This window comes from Mesorhizobium sp. WSM4841, from assembly GCF_055811515.1.
The window spans coordinates 1-16,568 of record NZ_JBVVQC010000017.1 but is presented as its reverse complement, the minus strand read 5'-3'; the positions used below and the strand labels follow the sequence as shown (position 1 = coordinate 16,568).

Sequence of the window (16,568 nt, the reverse complement as noted above, 5' to 3'; positions counted from 1 at the left end):
GGTGCGAGCCCATCCATGAACGATGCCATCCTGCAGGTCGAGCATATGTCGATGAAGTTCGGTGGCCTGGTCGCCATCGGCGACCTGTCCTTCCAGGCCAGGCGCGGCGAGATCACCGCGCTGATCGGGCCGAACGGTGCCGGCAAGACCACCGTGTTCAACTGCATCACCGGCTTCTATAAGCCATCGGAAGGCATGATCACGCTCAGCCGGCGCGACGGCTCGAGCTTCTTGCTCGAACGCTTGCCGAACCACGAGATTCCGGCGCGCGCCAAGGTCGCCCGCACGTTCCAGAACATCCGTCTGTTCTCGGGCATGACGCTGCTCGAGAACCTGCTGGTGGCGCAGCACAACAAGCTGATGAAGGCTTCCGGCTACACCGTCCTCGGCCTGTTCGGCTTCAGCGGTTATCGCAAGGCTTCGGCCGAGTCGATCGACCTGGCCAAGCACTGGCTGGAGAAGGCCAACCTCGTCGACCGAGCCGACGATCCGGCCGGCGACCTGCCCTATGGCGCGCAGCGGCGCCTGGAAATCGCCCGCGCCATGTGCACGGGGCCTGAGCTTCTGTGCCTCGACGAGCCGGCCGCCGGGCTCAATCCGAAGGAATCAATGGCGCTCAATGCACTGTTGATGGACATCAAGGATAACACCGGCACCTCGATCCTGCTGATCGAGCACGATATGGCGGTGGTTATGCAGATTTCGGACCACGTCGTGGTGCTCGAATATGGACGCAAGATCTCCGACGGCAATCCGCAATCGGTGAGGACCGATCCGCGCGTCATCGCGGCCTATCTCGGTGTCGACGACGAGGAGGTAGAGACCGTGCTGACCGAGGTCGGCGACGAGGACGTCATCGAGCAACTGGATACGGGCCCGGATTCGGCGCACGGCCCGGGCACATCATCTTCGTATCTCGCCGGACCGGTGACCGACACGGTCGGCCACAGCGAGGGCGAACGGGTCACGGTATCGAAGGGTGCCTCGAAAGCCGGGCAGGTCGACGCAAGGTCGAGCGCTGCGGCAAGCAAGGCAGCCTCCCCGGCGGCAGCCAAGCAATCCTCTGCCGCGAAATCCTCAGCGGCAAAGCCAGCCACCAAGGCTCCGGTAAAGCCGAAGACACCGGGCGTCTCCAACCGGCGCGGAGGGCGTAAATAATGGCCGGCACGACGCTGCTCGATATCAAGGGCGTCCAGACCTACTACGGCAACATCAGGGCGCTGAACGGCGTCGATGTCACCGTCAAGCAGGGCGAGATCGTGGCGCTGATCGGCGCCAACGGCGCCGGCAAGTCGACGCTGATGATGACCATTTTTGGTGCTCCACGGGCGCGGGCGGGCACCATCACCTTCGCCGGCACCGATATCACCCAATTGCCGACCCATGAGATCGCGCGCATGCGCATCGCCCAGTCGCCGGAGGGACGGCGCATCTTCCCGCGCATGACGGTGATGGAAAACCTGCAGATGGGCGCCAGCCTCGACAACCTCCAGCATTACGACGAGGACGTCGAGAAGGTGTTCACGCTGTTTCCACGCCTGAAGGAACGCATTGCCCAGCGCGGCGGCACGCTGTCGGGCGGCGAGCAGCAGATGCTGTCGATCGGACGTGCGCTGATGGCGCGGCCGAAGCTGCTCCTGCTCGACGAGCCGTCGCTGGGCCTGGCGCCGCTGATCGTCAAGCAGATCTTCGACGCCATCCGCGAGTTGAACCGCACGCAGGGGCTGACTGTGTTCCTGGTCGAGCAGAACGCCTTCGGCGCGCTGAAGCTTGCCACGCGCGGCTATGTCATGGTCAACGGCAATGTGACGATGAGCGGCACCGGCAAAGAACTGCTCGCCGATCCGGATGTGCGCGCCGCCTATCTCGAAGGCGGCCATCACTGAGTTCAGGAGTCTTCATCATGCAGGGCATTCTCTATGAGGAACCCTCGGTCTGGCATTTCTTCTTCGTCACCTGCCTGCTTGGCGGCTGGGCGGCATGGATGACGGGCAAGGCCTGCGCCGAAACATGGCGCAGCTTCGTCCAATTGTTCGCTTACATGCTCGGCCTCGGCATCGCCGTAAGGTTCATCCATCACGCACTGTTCGGCGGCACGATGTTCTCGCTGCAGTACTACATCGTCGACACCATTGTCCTGATGATATTGGGCTTCATCGGCTATCAATACACGCGCACCAACCAGATGGTGACACAGTATAACTGGCTCTACGAAAGAGCATCGCTTTTGAGCTGGAAACCAAAAGGTTGACGTTCACCATTAACGCCGTTCCGGGGATGAATCGGCGTGACAAGTGCCTGAAAATCGGCAAAGTACGTTTTCTGCGAGTAAAAGTGGGCATCGCATGAAAGCATCATCCACGCCCACTCTGTAAATGGGAGCGTTTTACATGAGAAAATCACTTTTGTCCGCCGTCGCCCTGACCGCGCTTGTCGCGTTCAGCGGAAGCGCGTGGGCTGACATCCTGGTCGGCGTTGCCGGTCCGATCACCGGTCCGAACGCCGCCTTCGGCGCGCAACTGCAAAAGGGCGCCGAACAGGCTGTCGCCGACATCAATGCGGCCGGCGGCATCAACGGCGAGCAGGTCAAGCTCACGGTCGGCGACGACGTCTCCGATCCGAAGCAGGGCATCTCGGTCGCCAACAAGTTCGTCGCCGACGGCGTCAAGTACGTGGTCGGCCACTTCAACTCGGGCGTTTCGATCCCGGCATCGGAAGTCTACGCCGAGAACGGTATCCTCGAGATCACCCCGGCTGCGACCAATCCGAAGTTCACCGAACGCGACATGTGGAACACCTTCCGCACCTGCGGACGCGACGATCAGCAGGGCAAGGTTGCTGGCGACTATCTCGCCGCGAACTTCAAGGATGCCAAGATCGCTGTCATCCATGACAAGACGCCTTATGGCCAAGGCCTCGCCGACGAAACCAAGAAGGCGCTTGCAGCCAATGGCGTGACCGAGGCCATGTATGAAGGCATCAATGTCGGCGACAAGGATTTCTCGGCCCTCATCGCCAAGATGAAGGACGCGGGCGTCTCCGTCGTCTACTATGGCGGCCTGCACACCGAAGCCGGCCTGATCATACGCCAGCTCGCCGACCAGGGCCTCAAGGCAACCTTCATGTCCGGCGACGGCATCGTGTCAAACGAATTGGCGTCCATCGCCGGCGACGCGGTCGACGGCACGCTGATGACGTTCGCTCCGGATCCGCGCAAGAATCCGAACGCCAAGGAACTCGTCGAGAAGTTCCGCGCAGCCGGCTTCGAGCCTGAGGCCTATACCCTCTACTCCTACGCGGCGATGGAAATCATCGCGGCCGCCGTCGCCAAGACCGGTTCAGCCGATGACGCTCAGAAGGTAGCCGAGACCATCAAGTCGGCCGGCCCCTGGAAGACCACGATCGGCGAGATCGGCTATGATGCGAAAGGCGACATCACCCGTCCGGATTACGTCATGTACACCTGGAAAAAGGGTGACGACGGCAAGTACACCTATGTCGAGAACGCACCCGGCAAATAACCGGACGTTGCTACATGAAGTGCCCGGCGCCTCGCGCCGGGCATTTTTCATGGGAGTTTCATGGGAGTTTCCCGAAAGCTTGATCGGGATTTCGGGGCGTTGTCGGGACCGACACGCAATGTGTTAACGCGATAGATCAAACTAAATCGGTTTAATCGCTTCCTTCGATTTTGTTTGCACTGCAGCATTTTCGCGTTAATCATGTCGTCAGTTCCCTTCCGTTCGCGTCCGGAGCCTGTCCTTGGCAATCTCGAAGATCCTTGTCGCCAATCGCTCCGAAATCGCCATCCGCGTCTTCCGCGCGGCCAACGAACTCGGCCTCAAAACCGTTGCGATCTGGGCCGAGGAGGACAAATACTCGCTGCATCGCTTCAAGGCCGACGAAAGCTACCAGGTCGGGCGCGGGCCGCATCTGACCAGGGATATGGGGCCGATTGAAAGCTATCTGTCGATCGAGGAAGTGATCCGCGTCGCCAGGATTTCGGGCGCCGATGCCATCCATCCGGGCTATGGACTGTTGTCGGAAAGCCCTGAATTCGCCGAAGCCTGCGCCAAGGCCGGCATCATTTTCATCGGACCCAAGCCGGATACGATGCGCAGGCTCGGCAACAAGGTCGCCGCACGCAACCTAGCGATCGAGGTCGGCGTACCGGTAATTCCCGCCACCGATCCCTTGCCGGACGACATGGAGGCGGTGAAGGCGCTCGTCAAGACGATCGGCTATCCGGTGATGCTGAAGGCATCGTGGGGCGGCGGCGGCCGCGGCATGCGCGCCATTCGCTCGGAAGCCGATCTCGCCCGCGAGGTGACGGAGGGCAAGCGCGAAGCGAAAGCCGCCTTCGGCAAGGACGAGGTCTATCTCGAAAAGCTGATCGAGCGCGCCCGCCATGTCGAGGTCCAGGTGCTGGGCGACACGCACGGCAATGCCGTGCACCTGTTCGAGCGCGATTGCTCGATCCAGCGCCGCAACCAGAAGGTGGTCGAGCGCGCGCCGGCGCCGTATCTCGAAATGTCACGGCGCGAAGAGCTCTGCGGTCATGCGCTGAAGATCGCCCGCGAGACGAGCTATATCGGCGCCGGCACGGTCGAATTCCTGCAGGATGCCGACACCGGCAAATTCTATTTCATCGAGGTCAACCCGCGCATCCAGGTCGAGCACACCGTCACCGAGCAGGTGACCGGCATCGACATCGTCAAGGCGCAGATCCACATTCTCGATGGTTTCGCCATCGGCACGGCGGAATCGGGCGTGCCGGCGCAGAAGGATATCAGGCTCAACGGCCACGCGCTGCAGTGCCGCATCACCACCGAGGACCCCGAGCACAATTTCATCCCCGACTATGGCCGCATCACCGCCTACCGCGGCGCTACCGGTTTTGGCATCCGCCTCGATGGCGGCACCGCCTATTCCGGCGCAGTCATCACCCGTTTTTACGACCCGCTGCTGGAGAAGGTGACGGCCTGGGCACCGACGCCGGCCGAGACCATCGCCCGCATGAACCGGGCGCTGCGCGAGTTCCGTATCCGCGGCGTGGCGACCAACCTCACCTTCCTCGAGGCGATCATCAATCACCCGAGTTTCGCCGACAATTCCTACACGACCAAGTTCATCGACACGACACCGGAACTGTTCGCGAGCGTGAAGCGGCAGGACCGCGCGACCAAGCTGCTCAACTATCTGGCCGATGTCAGCGTCAACGGCCATCCCGAGACTCGTGGCCGGCCGCAGCCGAAGGCCGATGCGGCGGCACCGACGGTGCCCTATCTCAACGGCGATGTGCCTGATGGCAGCAAGCAGAAGCTCGACGCGCTTGGGCCGGAGAAATTCGCGGCCTGGATGCGCGCGCAGAAAGAGGTGCTGGTCACCGACACGACGATGCGCGACGGACACCAGTCCTTGCTCGCGACGCGGGTGCGCACATATGACATCGCCGGCATTGCCGGCACCTATGCGCGCGCGCTGCCGCAGCTTTTGTCGCTCGAATGCTGGGGCGGCGCGACCTTCGACGTCGCTATGCGCTTCCTCACCGAAGACCCGTGGGAACGGCTGTCGCTGGTGCGCGAGGCAGCGCCAAATTTGTTGCTGCAGATGCTTTTGCGCGGCGCCAACGGCGTCGGCTACACCAACTATCCCGACAATGTCGTCCAGCATTTCGTCAAACAGGCAGCCGTCGGCGGCATCGACCTGTTTCGCGTCTTCGACTGTTTGAACTGGGTCGACAACATGCGCGTCGCCATGGACGCGGTCGGCGCCGAAGGCAAACTGATCGAAGCGGCGATCTGCTACACCGGCGATATACTCGACCCGACCCGCGCCAAATACGACCTCAAATACTACGTCGCGCTGGCCAGGGAGTTGCAGGCGGCCGGCGCCCATATCGTCGCGGTCAAGGACATGGCCGGGCTTTTGAAGCCCGCGGCGGCACGAGTGCTGTTCAGGGCGCTGCGCGAGGCGACCGATCTGCCGATCCATTTCCACACGCACGACACGTCAGGCCTGTCGGCGGCGACGGTGCTGGCGGCGGTGGACAGCGGCGTCGACGCCATCGATGCGGCGATGGATTCCTTGTCGGGCAACACCTCGCAGCCTTGCCTTGGCTCGATCGTTGAGGCCCTGAAAGGCACCGAGCGGGATCCGGGCCTCGACCCGCAATGGATCAGGAACGTCTCGTTCTACTGGGAGGCGGTGCGCAACCAGTATGCCGCCTTCGAGAGCGACCTGAAGGGGCCGGCCTCGGAAGTCTACCTGCACGAAATGCCGGGTGGGCAATTCACCAATCTCAAGGAACAGGCGCGCTCGCTCGGTCTGGAGACACGCTGGCACGAAGTGGCGCAGACCTATCATGACGTCAATCTGATGTTCGGTGACATCGTCAAGGTGACGCCGTCGTCCAAGGTCGTCGGCGACATGGCGCTGATGATGGTGAGCCAGGACCTGACGGTTGCCGATGTCGAAAATCCGGCCAGGGATATCGCCTTCCCGGATTCGGTCGTGTCGATGCTGCGCGGCGATCTCGGCCAGTCGCCCGGCGGCTGGCCGGAGGCACTGCAGAAGAAGGTGCTTAAGGGCGACAAGCCGATCACCGTGCGACCTGGCTCGCTGCTGAAAGCGGCCAATCTCAAGGCCAGCCGCAAAGAGATCGAAGACAAGCTTGAGCGCAAGCTCAGCGAGTTCGAATTCGCCTCTTGGCTGATGTACCCAAAGGTTTTCTCCGACTTTGCGGCAGCGCAGGAAACCTATGGGCCGGTCAGTGTGCTGCCGACGCCGACCTATTTCTACGGCATGAAGCCGGAAGACGAGATCTTTGTCGACATCGAGAAGGGCAAGACGCTGGTGGTGCGCTGCCTGGCCATCGGCGATGTCGATGAGAAGGGCATGGTCACCGTGTTCTTCGAGCTCAACGGCCAGCCGCGCCGGGTCAAAGTGCCGGATCGCGCGCATGGCGCTTCCGCCGCCAAGGCGCGGCGCAAGGCTGAGCCGGGCAACGAGGCGCATGTCGGCGCGCCGATGCCCGGCGTCGTCTCGGCGCTTGCCGTTGCCGCCGGCCAGGCGGTCAAGGCCGGCGACGTGCTGCTGTCGATCGAGGCGATGAAGATGGAGACGGCATTGCATGCCGAGCGCGACGGCACAATCGCCGAAGTGCTGGTGAAGGCCGGCGAACAGATCGACGCCAAGGATCTGCTGATCGCATTCGGATAAGGTGCGTTGATATTCAGGTGATGCCGGCCTGCAAACGCCGGCCTCCTGCGCTTGCTTACAGCGCCGCGCGCCCCTCGGGCGCGCAAAGGACGCTGTAGTACTTGATTTGCGCATGATCCTTTCCGAAACTCGATCTCGATTTCGGGGATCATGCGCGGGCTCACGTACTTTAAGTACGCTCCGCTCCGGTTCTCGGAAGCCGGCGTTTTCGACTCGGCCTGACCTGAATCTCAACACACCTTAGGTCCTGCCCACCCTTCATGCCGCACCGATAACAGCTTGACCGGTCGCCCCCGGTCGGGCATCGAACCGCTGCAAATTCGCCGCGACAGTTCCTGAGTCGCGGCATGGAAAACGACGCGGAGAAAAAATGGCCGACGACATCACCGAAACCAGCCAGACTGTTGCCGCCGGCCAGCTGCGAGCCTTCATCGAGCGCATCGAGCGGCTCGAGGAAGAGAAGAAGACGATCGCCGACGACATCAAGGAAGTGTTCGCCGAGGCCAAAGGCACCGGCTTCGACACCAAGGCGATGCGGTCGATCATCCGGCTGCGCAAGAAGGATCAGGCCGAGCGGCAAGAGGAGGAAACCATCCTCGACCTCTACAAAGCCGCTCTCGGCATGGTGTAAGGCTGATAACAGCCCTGGGCGCCGGTTGCGGCGCCCTCAACGGGTCGAACCATGAGCGAATTCGACTTCGGCGTCCGCCGCGCCTCTGAATTCCGCCAACGCGGCTTCTGGACGCTGTTCGCTGAACGGCATCCGGAAGAAAGGGCTCTGATGGCGCGGCGCGGACCCTGGTTCTGGCAGCGCGGGCTGCCCGACTTCGCATTGGTCCTTTCCATGTATGTCGCGCCGGCGCAGAACCATGTCGGCGTCTTCTTCGGCCGCAACGAGAAGTTCGGTGCCACGGAAGCCTGGTCGCGGTTGAAGCCGTTCCAGCCGGCGATCGAAGACAGGTTGAAGCTCAGGCCGGAACAGAGTTGCGAGGGCCTCGGCATCAATTCGCTGTGGCGCGTGAACTGCTTTGCTGAGGATAATTGGCCGGCCATGGCCGACTGGCTGGTGACGGAAGCATCGCGCTTCGAGCGCGCCGTTGCCGAGGTGCTGGGCGAGGGTGGCGAAACCGGTTCGTGAAATCGCCTGCCTGTCGGCGGCTTGACCCTAAAGTGCGTCGCGTCTGAAGGGATTCGTGCGACGCGCTTTAGTTTTGTTTTTATGCATGTCGTTACCCCAAAACCGCTGCGCACTTTTGGGCGACATGCATTAGCTCGGCTTCTCCGTGTCGCGGCCGATCGCATCGAGATGGTGTTGCAGCGCCAGATGGTCGAGCGCATCCATCGGCAGATTGGTGAACAGCGAGATGCGGTTGTTGAGCATGCGATAGGCATCGGCAAAGGCAAGGTGCAGTTCGGCCTCGGTGCCGTCTGCCTTGGCTGGGTCCGGTATCGACCAGAGCGCGGTCATCGGATGACCCGGCCAGATCGGGCAAGATTCGTTTGCGGTGCTGTCGCAGAGCGTGAAGATGAAATTCATTTCCGGCGCATCGGGCTCGGCAAACTCGTCCCAGCCTTTCGAACGGGCGAAGCTCGTATCGTAGTTGAGGCTTTCGAGCAGCTGCAGTGCGTAGGGATTGACCTCGCCCTTCGGCTGCGAACCGGCGGAAAAAGCCTTGAACCTGCCGGCACCGATTCGATTAAGGATGGCTTCCGCCATGATGGATCGCGCCGAATTGGCGTTGCAAAGAAACAGCGCGTTGTAGACATTATCGCTCATCTCAAGACCTCCTTGGCAGGCGACTGGATGATGGGGCGGCAGATTCCGGCAACGTATCTTTGCCAAGATGCCGACAAGGGCGACGTAGAAAGGTTTCACGACCGTTTGATGACAATCTGTCAAATCATACGCTTGCGTGCCGATGATCGACTTGCGTTGACAGGCTTGCTGCGTTCGACATTTCTGCGGCTGTCGAAAGAGAAAAGGCCGCGCCGATGAGCGCTCCAAAACCCTTCGAAGGCGAAGGCGGTGAGGCAAGCCGCGCTCTGGGCTTCTTCCGCTCGCGCTGGCAAGGCACGGCCCCGCTCGATCGGCTGTTCTGGCGCGATCTTGTCCTTGTCGGCACGGCGATCAACATCGCAGTGTCGGTGCTGGCGCTGATCCTGCTCGGGCTGAAGCTGCCGCTCGCTCTCGTTCTGGCGGTGCATTTCGCGCCGGTGCCGTACAACTTCTTTCTGACTTTTGCGGTGTGGCGGACAGCCGAGAAATCCGGCGGCGTCAAGGCTTCGCTGATGACGCTGGGGGCTGTGCTGTGGCTGATACTGGTGGTGGTGGTCTGACAGGACGGTGCTGCCGGCAAAGGGCGGCCGAAGCCGTCCTTTGCCGCCGTCGAATCCCAGTCAGGCGGCCGGCTTGAATTTCAGCGCGACGCCATTGATGCAATAGCGCAGGCCGGTCGGTGGCGGGCCGTCTTCGAAGACGTGGCCGAGATGGCTGCCGCAGCGGGCGCAATGGCATTCGGTACGGACCATGCCATAGCTGCGGTCGACGGTCGTCTCGACCGAACCCGGCACCGGGTCGTTGAAGCTCGGCCAGCCGGTGCCGCTCTCGAACTTCAGCTTGGATTCGAACAAGGGCTGGTCGCAGCCGACACAGGAAAAGGTGCCGGCGCGCTTCTCGTGGAGCAGGGCGCAGCTGCCTGGCCGCTCGGTGCCGTGGTTGCGCATCACCGCATATTGCTCCGGCGTCAGCCGGGCGCGCCATTCGGCATCGGTGCGGGTGACTGGGTAGGTGTGGCTATCCATCTTTTTGCCTCTTAGCTCATGCCGCTATTGGGGTTGTCTTCCCAAGTTCGCCTAAAATAGGCATTTGTTACGGCGTTTGCCGGTATTTCCGATGCTGCCGCGAAGAATTCCTCAGGCGATCGCCGCGAGATACCGCGCAACCGACCCTGCAAATGCCGTCTTTGCATCTCCGAGGACGTTCTGGTTCCACCATGCGCCGTAGATACGGTCGAACGCGAAAGGCTCCAGCGCAGCCTCGATGCCGAGCACTTTCGCCGCATTGAGCGGGATGTAGTTCGGGTAGCTGTACATGAAACTGACATGGCGGCGCGTTGGGGTCACCTGCAAGATGTCGCCGGCCAGGATGGCGTCGCCGCCGTCGCGCTTCCAGTGCAGCACCTGGCCACCGGCAAAGTGACCGCCGCAACGGATAAGTGTCAGCGAGGGGTTTAGGGCGCGCGTCTCGCCCTCCCAACTGATAACAGCCGGATGCGGCCGCATGATCCACTGACGGTCATCGGCGTGCAGATAGATCGGCACGCCGCCAAACGCCTCGCTCCACTCGACCATTGCCGAATAATAATGGCAGTGCGAAATGGCGATCGCGGTGAGGCCGCCTCGTCGGTTGATTTCGGCCACCGCCTCGTCGCTGACCATCGAGATGCAGTCCCACAGCACATTGCCGTGCGGCGTTTGTGCCAGCAGCGCCCGCTGACCGATGGCGAAGCGCGGCTCGATGCCGAAGGCGAGCACGCCGGCATCGTCTTTCATCACGATCCGATGCCCGGCGGCGAGCTCTTGCGGCGTGATCCAGGCCTGGCCCTCCCAGCGCACATATTGCCGCTCGTCCTCGCAGATCGGGCAAAGTTGCGGCGGCGTCGCTGCCGCCGCGAACTGGACGCCACATTGCAGACAGAAGAAACAGGTCGGCCGTCCTGTTTTGCGTGAATCCATTTAGTGCTTCCTTGAAAGCTGCTTCGTGGCGGCTTCGAGCCCGGCGAGCGTCAGCGGAAACATGCGGCCGCCAAAGATATCGCGGATCATGGCAATCGAATGGGTAAGACCCCAGTGCTTTTCGCTTTCGGGGTTGAGCCATACCGCGTTCGGCCATTGCTGCAGCAGGCGGCCGAGCCAGACGACGCCTGCCTCCGGGTTCCAGTGCTCGACCGAGCCGCCGGGATGCGCGATCTCATACGGGCTCATCGAGGCATCGCCGACGACGATCACCTTGTAGTCCGGACCGTATTTGTGGAGGAGATCGAAGGTCGGGATTACCTCCGCATGGCGGCGGCGATTGTCCTTCCACACGCCCTCGTAGAGGCAGTTGTGGAAGTAGAAATACTCGAGCTGGCGGAATTCGGCGCGGGCGGCCGAAAACAGCTCCTCGACGCTTCTGACGTGGTCGTCCATCGAGCCGCCGACATCGAAGAACATCAGCAGCTTCACAGCATTGCGCCGTTCGGGCCGCGTCTGCACGTCGAGATAGCCGTGCTCGGCGGTGGCGTGGATGGTGCCGGGCAGGTCGAACTCCTCCTCGGCGCCTTCGCGCACCCAACGGCGCAAGCGCTTCAGCGCGATCTTGATGTTGCGGGTGCCGAGCTCGACGGCATCGTCTAAATTCCTGAACTCGCGCTTGTCCCAGACTTTCACCGCACGGCGGTTGCGGCTTTCGTGCTGGGCGATGCGAACGCCTTCGGGATTGTAGCCATAGGCGCCGAAAGGTGAGGTGCCGCCGGTGCCGATCCATTTCGACCCGCCCTGGTGGCGGCCCTTCTGTTCCTCCAGCCGCTTCTTCAGCGTCTCCATCAGCTTTTCGAAACCGCCCAGGGCCTCGACCAGCTTTTTCTCTTCATCGGTCAGGTGCTTTTCGGCAAGCCGCCGCAACCATTCCTCCGGAATGTTTTCGACGTCGACCGCATTTTCGCCAGCCAGCGCTTCGACGCCCTTGAAGACGTGGGAAAAGACCTGGTCGAAACGGTCGATGTGGCGCTCGTCCTTCACCAGTGCGGCGCGGGCAAGATAGTAAAACCCCTCGACGTCATAGTCGACCAGCCCTGCCTCCAGCCCTTCCAGCAGCGACAGATATTCCCGGAGCGAGACGGGAACCCGCGCTGCCTTCAGTTCGAGGAAGAAGGGGATGAACATCGCATCAATTATAGCAAATCGTATTCGATGAAGCCGGTCCTGCGCGCCACGTGATCGTAGAGCTTGCGCGCGGTGGTGTTGGTCTCGTGCGTCATCCAGTAGACGTTCTTCACCCCGATCTTGCCGGCTTCCTGCTTGACCGCTTCGATCAGTGCGGCGCCGACGCCCTTGCCGCGCACATCCGGGTCGGCGAACAGGTCCTGCAGATAGCAGTTGTTCATCTGCGACCAGCAGGAGCGATGGTAGAGATAATGCGTCAGCCCGACCGCCTTGCCGTCGAGGGTGGCGATGAACCCCTTCGGCTCGAATTCACCTTCAGTGAACAGCCGCTTCCAGGTGACGGCGTAGACGTCTTCCGGCAGCCTGGTTTCGTAGAAGGTGAGGTAGGCGGTCCACAAGCGCCGCCAGTCGGCGTGGTCGGATTGCGCCAGTGGGCGGACAGTGATCTCGGTCATTTTCATTTCCTTCCGAAGCTTCATGAAGCTGCCCCGGTGCCCGGCTGGCGGCAACGGTCCAGCAACGGGAAAGCGCTGTCCGCCCGCCGCATGCCCGGCGCTCCGCTATGGCTCCGGGCGTTCATCGCTCGAAAAGCCGAATCGTCGGCTTTGGCCGCCCGCTACTCACCCCTGCCTTCTCGCCTTGAAAGCCAAGCGCTCGAACAGATGCACGTCCTGTTCGTTCTTCAAAAGCGCACCATGCAATTTCGGCAGTGCGTTCTTCGGGTCGGCGCGCAAATCCTCGGGCGAGATGTCGTCGGCGACCAACAGCCTGATCCAGTCGAGTGCCTCGGAGGTCGACGGCTTCTTCTTCAGACCCGGCACGTCGCGGATCTCGTAGAACTGGGTCAGTGCGGCGCGCACCAGGTTCTGCTTGATGCCGGGATAGTGCACGTCGACATCCTGTGCAGCGTCTCCACATCGGGAAAGCGGATATAGTGGAAGAAGCAGCGGCGCAGGAAAGCGTCCGGCAGTTCCTTCTCGTTGTTGGAGGTGATGATGACGATCGGGCGCACAGCGGCGCGGACCGTTTCGCCGGTCTCGTAGACGAAGAACTCCATCCTATCGAGTTCCTGCAACAGATCGTTGGGGAATTCGATATCGGCCTTGTCGATCTCGTCGATCAGAAGCACGACCTTCTTGCCGGCGGCGAAGGCGTCCCACAGCTTGCCGCGTTTGATGTAGTTCCTGATGTCGTTGAAGCGCTCGTCGCCGAGTTGGCTGTCGCGCAGCCGCGAGACGGCGTCATACTCGTAGAGGCCCTGCTGCGCCCTTGTCGTCGACTTGACGTGCCATTCGATCAGCTCGAGGCCGAGCGCGGCCGCCACTTGCCTCGCCAATTCGGTCTTGCCGGTGCCGGGCTCGCCCTTGACCGGCAATGGCCGCTCCAGCGCGATCGCCGCATTGACCGCCACCATCAGATCCTTGTCGGCGACATAGGCCGCCGTGCCTTCGAAACGCATTTTTGCTCCTCGGTTTCATGGCAACCGTAAGGAGACAGTCCAGCCTGTGCAAGGCGCCGCGGCGAGGGCGCGGTGAAACCTCGTGCCGCGCAGCTGCAAGGCAGGACCTTGTGACGAATTAAGCCACGGAGCATGGCCGTCTCTCTGGCGCTTGGCCGATCGCCAGCCTATATTGGTCGTGACGGTCTGCGCTTCCCGGCAGGAGAACATTTTCCCCGGGGCCTTAATGATCCCTAGGGAGCTGTCCCTGGGAAGACCCGTGGGTTTTCTCATACGGCGCCCACCTACTTTGTAGGTTCCCGGGATCGCTCTCTCCACCGGTTGTGTGGATCGTCACTCGACGCAGAGGATCCACTCACGCTTCGGTGGATCATGCGGTGGAAAACGTCGCTCCTAAAACTCCATCCAAAAATTTGACCTTTCTACCGTCGGCGCATGGCATCCTTGAAAGACCTGAAAAAAAAATTGCGCCGCGAAGCACTCGGGCGCCGCGATGCGCTCGATCCGTTCTGGCGTGTGGAGGCAGCGCTCGAAATGGCCGAGGCGGCGAGGGACAACATTGCGATAGAGCCGGGCCAGATCGTCTCCGGCTTCTGGCCAATGCGCTCGGAAGTCGACGTCCGGCCGCTGATGTTCGCCTTGCGCGAAAAGGGAGCAAGGCTTTGCCTGCCGGCGATTCTCGACAAGACCACCATCGTCTTTCGCGAACTGGTGCGCGGCGCACCGATGATCGACATGGGATTCGGCACCGTCGGGCCGCATGAAGAGGCCGAGGTGCTCGATCCCCAGGTGATGCTGGTGCCGCTTGCGGCCTTCGATGCACGAGGCCACCGGATCGGCTATGGCGCCGGTTATTACGACCGCGCCATCGCGCGGCTGGTCGACAAGGGGCAGCCGCCGCGGCTGATCGGCATTGCTTTCGAGTGCCAGGAGGTGGCGCTGGTGCCGGACGAGCCGCATGACGTGATCATTCCGGAAATACTCACCGAGAGCGGGTTGCGCCGGTTCGCGCCGAAATTGTAGATAAGTTCCTGGACGCATGGTCTTTTCGGAAAGTCATGCAGCTTTCTTGCTTTGCTGACCTTCGGTTCGGGATCATTCTATATGAGACTTCTCTTCCTCGGCGATATGGTCGGCAAGACGGGACGCACGGCGGTGTGGGAACAACTGCCCGGCCTGATTTCGGATTTCAAACTCGACTTCGTCATCGTCAATGGCGAGAACGCCGCCGGCGGCTTCGGCATCACCGAAGAGATCTTTCGCGAGACGATCTCGGCGGGCGCCGACGTCGTCACCACCGGCAATCATGTCTGGGACCAGCGCGACGCGCTGGGTTTCGCGCCGCGCGAGGAACGGTTCCTGCGTCCGTCCAATTTCCCCAAGGGCACGCCGGGGCGGGGTTCCGGCGTCTATATCGCCAGGAACGGCGCGCGCGTTCTGGTCGCCAACATCATGGGCCGGGTGTTCATGCATCCCGAACTCGACGATCCGTTCCAGGCCGGTGAGCGCGAGCTTGCCGCCTGCCCGCTCGGCGAGCAGGCGGATGCGGTGGTCATCGATTTCCATGCCGAGGCGACCTCTGAAAAAATGTGCTTTGCCCATTTCGTCGACGGCCGCGCCAGCCTGGTCGTCGGCACCCACACGCACCAGCCGACCGGCGACCACCATATCCTCAATGGCGGCACCGGCTATATCTCCGACGCCGGCATGTGCGGCGACTATGATTCTTCGCTCGGCATGGACAAGGAGGAGCCGCTCAACCGGTTTCTGTCGAAGGTGCCGAAAGGGCGCTTCGAGGCGGCGACCGGCCCGGCGACGTTGTGCGGCGTCGGCGTCGACATTTCGGATCGCAGCGGCCTGACCGAACGGATTGCGCCGTTTCGTCGCGGACCGCGGCTGGAGGAAACGGCGCCATCGTTCTGGTCATGACATTGATGTAAGCGATTGTACCTAATTGCCGGCTACGCCTGCTTCAGATCGTAAGAGGGGACGACCTCCATGCAGCTCATCGAATTCCTGGCGCCACATTTCGCCTTTGTCTCCGATCCGACCGCATGGGTAGCGTTGCTGACGCTGATTGTGCTGGAGGTCGTGCTCGGCATCGACAATCTGATCTTCATCTCGATCCTGACCAACAAATTGCCGGAGGCACAAAGGGCCCGCGCCCGGCGGCTCGGCATTTCTGCCGCGCTGATCATGCGGCTGGTGCTGCTTGCCACCATCTCGATCATCGTCCAGTTGACGGCGCCGGTATTCACCGCTTTCGGCCACGGGTTTTCCTGGCGCGATCTGATCCTGATCGCCGGCGGCCTGTTCCTCGTCTGGAAGGCGACCAAGGAGATCCACCACACGGTCGATCTCGAGGATCACCAGGACACGATGATGGGCGACACGCTGCAGCTTTCGCTCGCCGGCGCCATTTTCCAGATCCTGCTGCTCGACCTCGTCTTCTCGATCGATTCGATCATCACCGCGGTCGGCATGACCGACGAGATCGCCATCATGTACATCGCCGTCATCGTGGCGGTCAGCGTGATGATGCTGGCAGCCGGGCCGCTCGCCAACTTCATCGCCAAGAACCCGAGCATCGTCATGCTGGCGCTGAGCTTCCTGCTGATGATCGGCATGACGCTGATCGCCGACGGCATGGGCTTCCATGTGCCCAAGGGCTACATCTACGCCGCCATGGGCTTTTCCGCCCTTGTCGAGGGCCTCAACATGCTGGCGCGACGTCGGAGGAAGGCAAAGGCGGGCGCGGGGCACTGAGGCGAGCCGGAACGAATCGACGGCGCGCAGAGCCGTGGGTTCTGTCTCGATCGTCGCGGCCATGCAGAACGGTTGAGACGTCGGAGGGACAGCACCCCATAGGCGCTAACTTAGGGCACGAGCGTTATCCTTGCTGCGGCGGATTGGCTTTTTCGTCGCCTCGGTGGATCGCAGACGTGGCGGATGATTTCGGCAA

The 16,568-nt window shown here is 62.0% G+C and carries 16 protein-coding genes, 1 other RNA gene and 1 pseudogene; 12 read left to right on the top strand and 6 right to left on the bottom strand.

Annotation, left to right across the window (positions count from 1 at the left end):
• Positions 1-15: 15 nt before the first annotated feature.
• The 7 genes from AC0L14_RS20075 (at position 16) to AC0L14_RS20045 (ending at position 8,359) form a co-directional block, all read left to right on the top strand.
• Positions 16-1,158, top strand: coding sequence for an ABC transporter ATP-binding protein (locus AC0L14_RS20075; protein ID WP_473750506.1), 1,143 nt, complete (start codon positions 16-18; stop codon positions 1,156-1,158).
• The gene (locus tag AC0L14_RS20070) at positions 1,158-1,886 is read left to right on the top strand and encodes an ABC transporter ATP-binding protein (RefSeq protein WP_192361325.1); all 729 of its coding nucleotides are present in this window, start codon (positions 1,158-1,160) and stop codon (positions 1,884-1,886) included. Before AC0L14_RS20075 ends, AC0L14_RS20070 begins: the two co-directional genes overlap by 1 nt.
• Before the next feature lie 17 nt (positions 1,887-1,903).
• On the top strand, positions 1,904-2,251 hold the full coding sequence (locus AC0L14_RS20065) for a DUF6867 family protein (RefSeq protein WP_473750505.1): 348 nt from the start codon (positions 1,904-1,906) through the stop codon (positions 2,249-2,251).
• Between the two features lie 139 nt (positions 2,252-2,390).
• Entirely contained in the window at positions 2,391-3,521 is a 1,131-nt protein-coding gene (locus AC0L14_RS20060; RefSeq protein ID WP_473750504.1) for a branched-chain amino acid ABC transporter substrate-binding protein, read from the top strand.
• 241 nt (positions 3,522-3,762) lie between these two features.
• Positions 3,763-7,221 (top strand): pyruvate carboxylase, encoded by a 3,459-nt coding sequence (pyc, locus tag AC0L14_RS20055; protein ID WP_473750502.1) that lies wholly within the window; start codon positions 3,763-3,765, stop codon positions 7,219-7,221.
• 370 nt (positions 7,222-7,591) lie between these two features.
• Positions 7,592-7,852, top strand: a complete 261-nt coding sequence (locus AC0L14_RS20050) for a DUF2312 domain-containing protein (protein WP_023800031.1) — start codon at positions 7,592-7,594, stop codon at positions 7,850-7,852.
• 51 nt (positions 7,853-7,903) lie between these two features.
• Positions 7,904-8,359 carry a hypothetical protein gene (locus AC0L14_RS20045; protein ID WP_473750501.1) on the top strand — a complete coding sequence of 152 codons (456 nt, stop codon included), beginning with the start codon at positions 7,904-7,906 and terminating at the stop codon, positions 8,357-8,359.
• A gap of 129 nt (positions 8,360-8,488) precedes the next feature.
• Here the strand turns inward: AC0L14_RS20045 and AC0L14_RS20040 are convergent, their stop codons facing one another.
• Positions 8,489-8,998 (bottom strand): arsenate reductase ArsC, encoded by a 510-nt coding sequence (locus AC0L14_RS20040; protein WP_473750500.1) that lies wholly within the window; start codon positions 8,996-8,998, stop codon positions 8,489-8,491.
• Positions 8,999-9,213: 215 nt separating this feature from the next.
• On the opposite strand from AC0L14_RS20040, the gene AC0L14_RS20035 reads away from it, so the two are divergent.
• Positions 9,214-9,558: a hypothetical protein gene (locus tag AC0L14_RS20035; protein WP_473750499.1), complete on the top strand. Its 345-nt coding sequence runs from the start codon at positions 9,214-9,216 to the stop codon at positions 9,556-9,558.
• A gap of 60 nt (positions 9,559-9,618) precedes the next feature.
• Here AC0L14_RS20035 and msrB read toward each other — a convergent pair whose 3' ends face one another.
• From msrB to AC0L14_RS20010, 5 genes and pseudogenes are all read right to left on the bottom strand, one after another.
• Positions 9,619-10,023: a peptide-methionine (R)-S-oxide reductase MsrB gene (gene msrB / locus AC0L14_RS20030; RefSeq protein ID WP_473750498.1), complete on the bottom strand. Its 405-nt coding sequence runs from the start codon at positions 10,021-10,023 to the stop codon at positions 9,619-9,621.
• Positions 10,024-10,134: 111 nt separating this feature from the next.
• Positions 10,135-10,956, bottom strand: a complete 822-nt coding sequence (locus tag AC0L14_RS20025; protein ID WP_473750497.1) for an MBL fold metallo-hydrolase — start codon at positions 10,954-10,956, stop codon at positions 10,135-10,137.
• Complete coding sequence (locus AC0L14_RS20020) at positions 10,957-12,147, bottom strand: vWA domain-containing protein (RefSeq protein WP_473750496.1); 1,191 nt, start codon at positions 12,145-12,147, stop codon at positions 10,957-10,959.
• Positions 12,148-12,155: 8 nt separating this feature from the next.
• A complete protein-coding gene (locus tag AC0L14_RS20015; RefSeq protein WP_473750495.1) occupies positions 12,156-12,602 on the bottom strand; it encodes a GNAT family N-acetyltransferase in 447 nt (148 codons plus the stop codon).
• A 165-nt stretch (positions 12,603-12,767) separates the two neighbouring features.
• A pseudogene (locus tag AC0L14_RS20010) lies at positions 12,768-13,606 on the bottom strand (AAA family ATPase).
• Between the two features lie 180 nt (positions 13,607-13,786).
• On the opposite strand from AC0L14_RS20010, the gene ssrS reads away from it, so the two are divergent.
• The 4 genes from ssrS to AC0L14_RS19990 all read left to right on the top strand — a co-directional run bounded on the left by ssrS (position 13,787) and on the right by AC0L14_RS19990 (position 16,372).
• A non-coding RNA gene (gene ssrS, locus AC0L14_RS20005) (6S RNA) lies at positions 13,787-13,942 on the top strand.
• Positions 13,943-14,041: 99 nt separating this feature from the next.
• Positions 14,042-14,629, top strand: coding sequence for a 5-formyltetrahydrofolate cyclo-ligase (locus tag AC0L14_RS20000; protein WP_473750494.1), 588 nt, complete (start codon positions 14,042-14,044; stop codon positions 14,627-14,629).
• Between the two features lie 81 nt (positions 14,630-14,710).
• Complete coding sequence (locus tag AC0L14_RS19995) at positions 14,711-15,535, top strand: TIGR00282 family metallophosphoesterase (protein WP_473750493.1); 825 nt, start codon at positions 14,711-14,713, stop codon at positions 15,533-15,535.
• A 69-nt stretch (positions 15,536-15,604) separates the two neighbouring features.
• Positions 15,605-16,372 carry a TerC family protein gene (locus tag AC0L14_RS19990; RefSeq protein WP_473750492.1) on the top strand — a complete coding sequence of 256 codons (768 nt, stop codon included), beginning with the start codon at positions 15,605-15,607 and terminating at the stop codon, positions 16,370-16,372.
• Positions 16,373-16,568 lie beyond the last annotated feature (196 nt).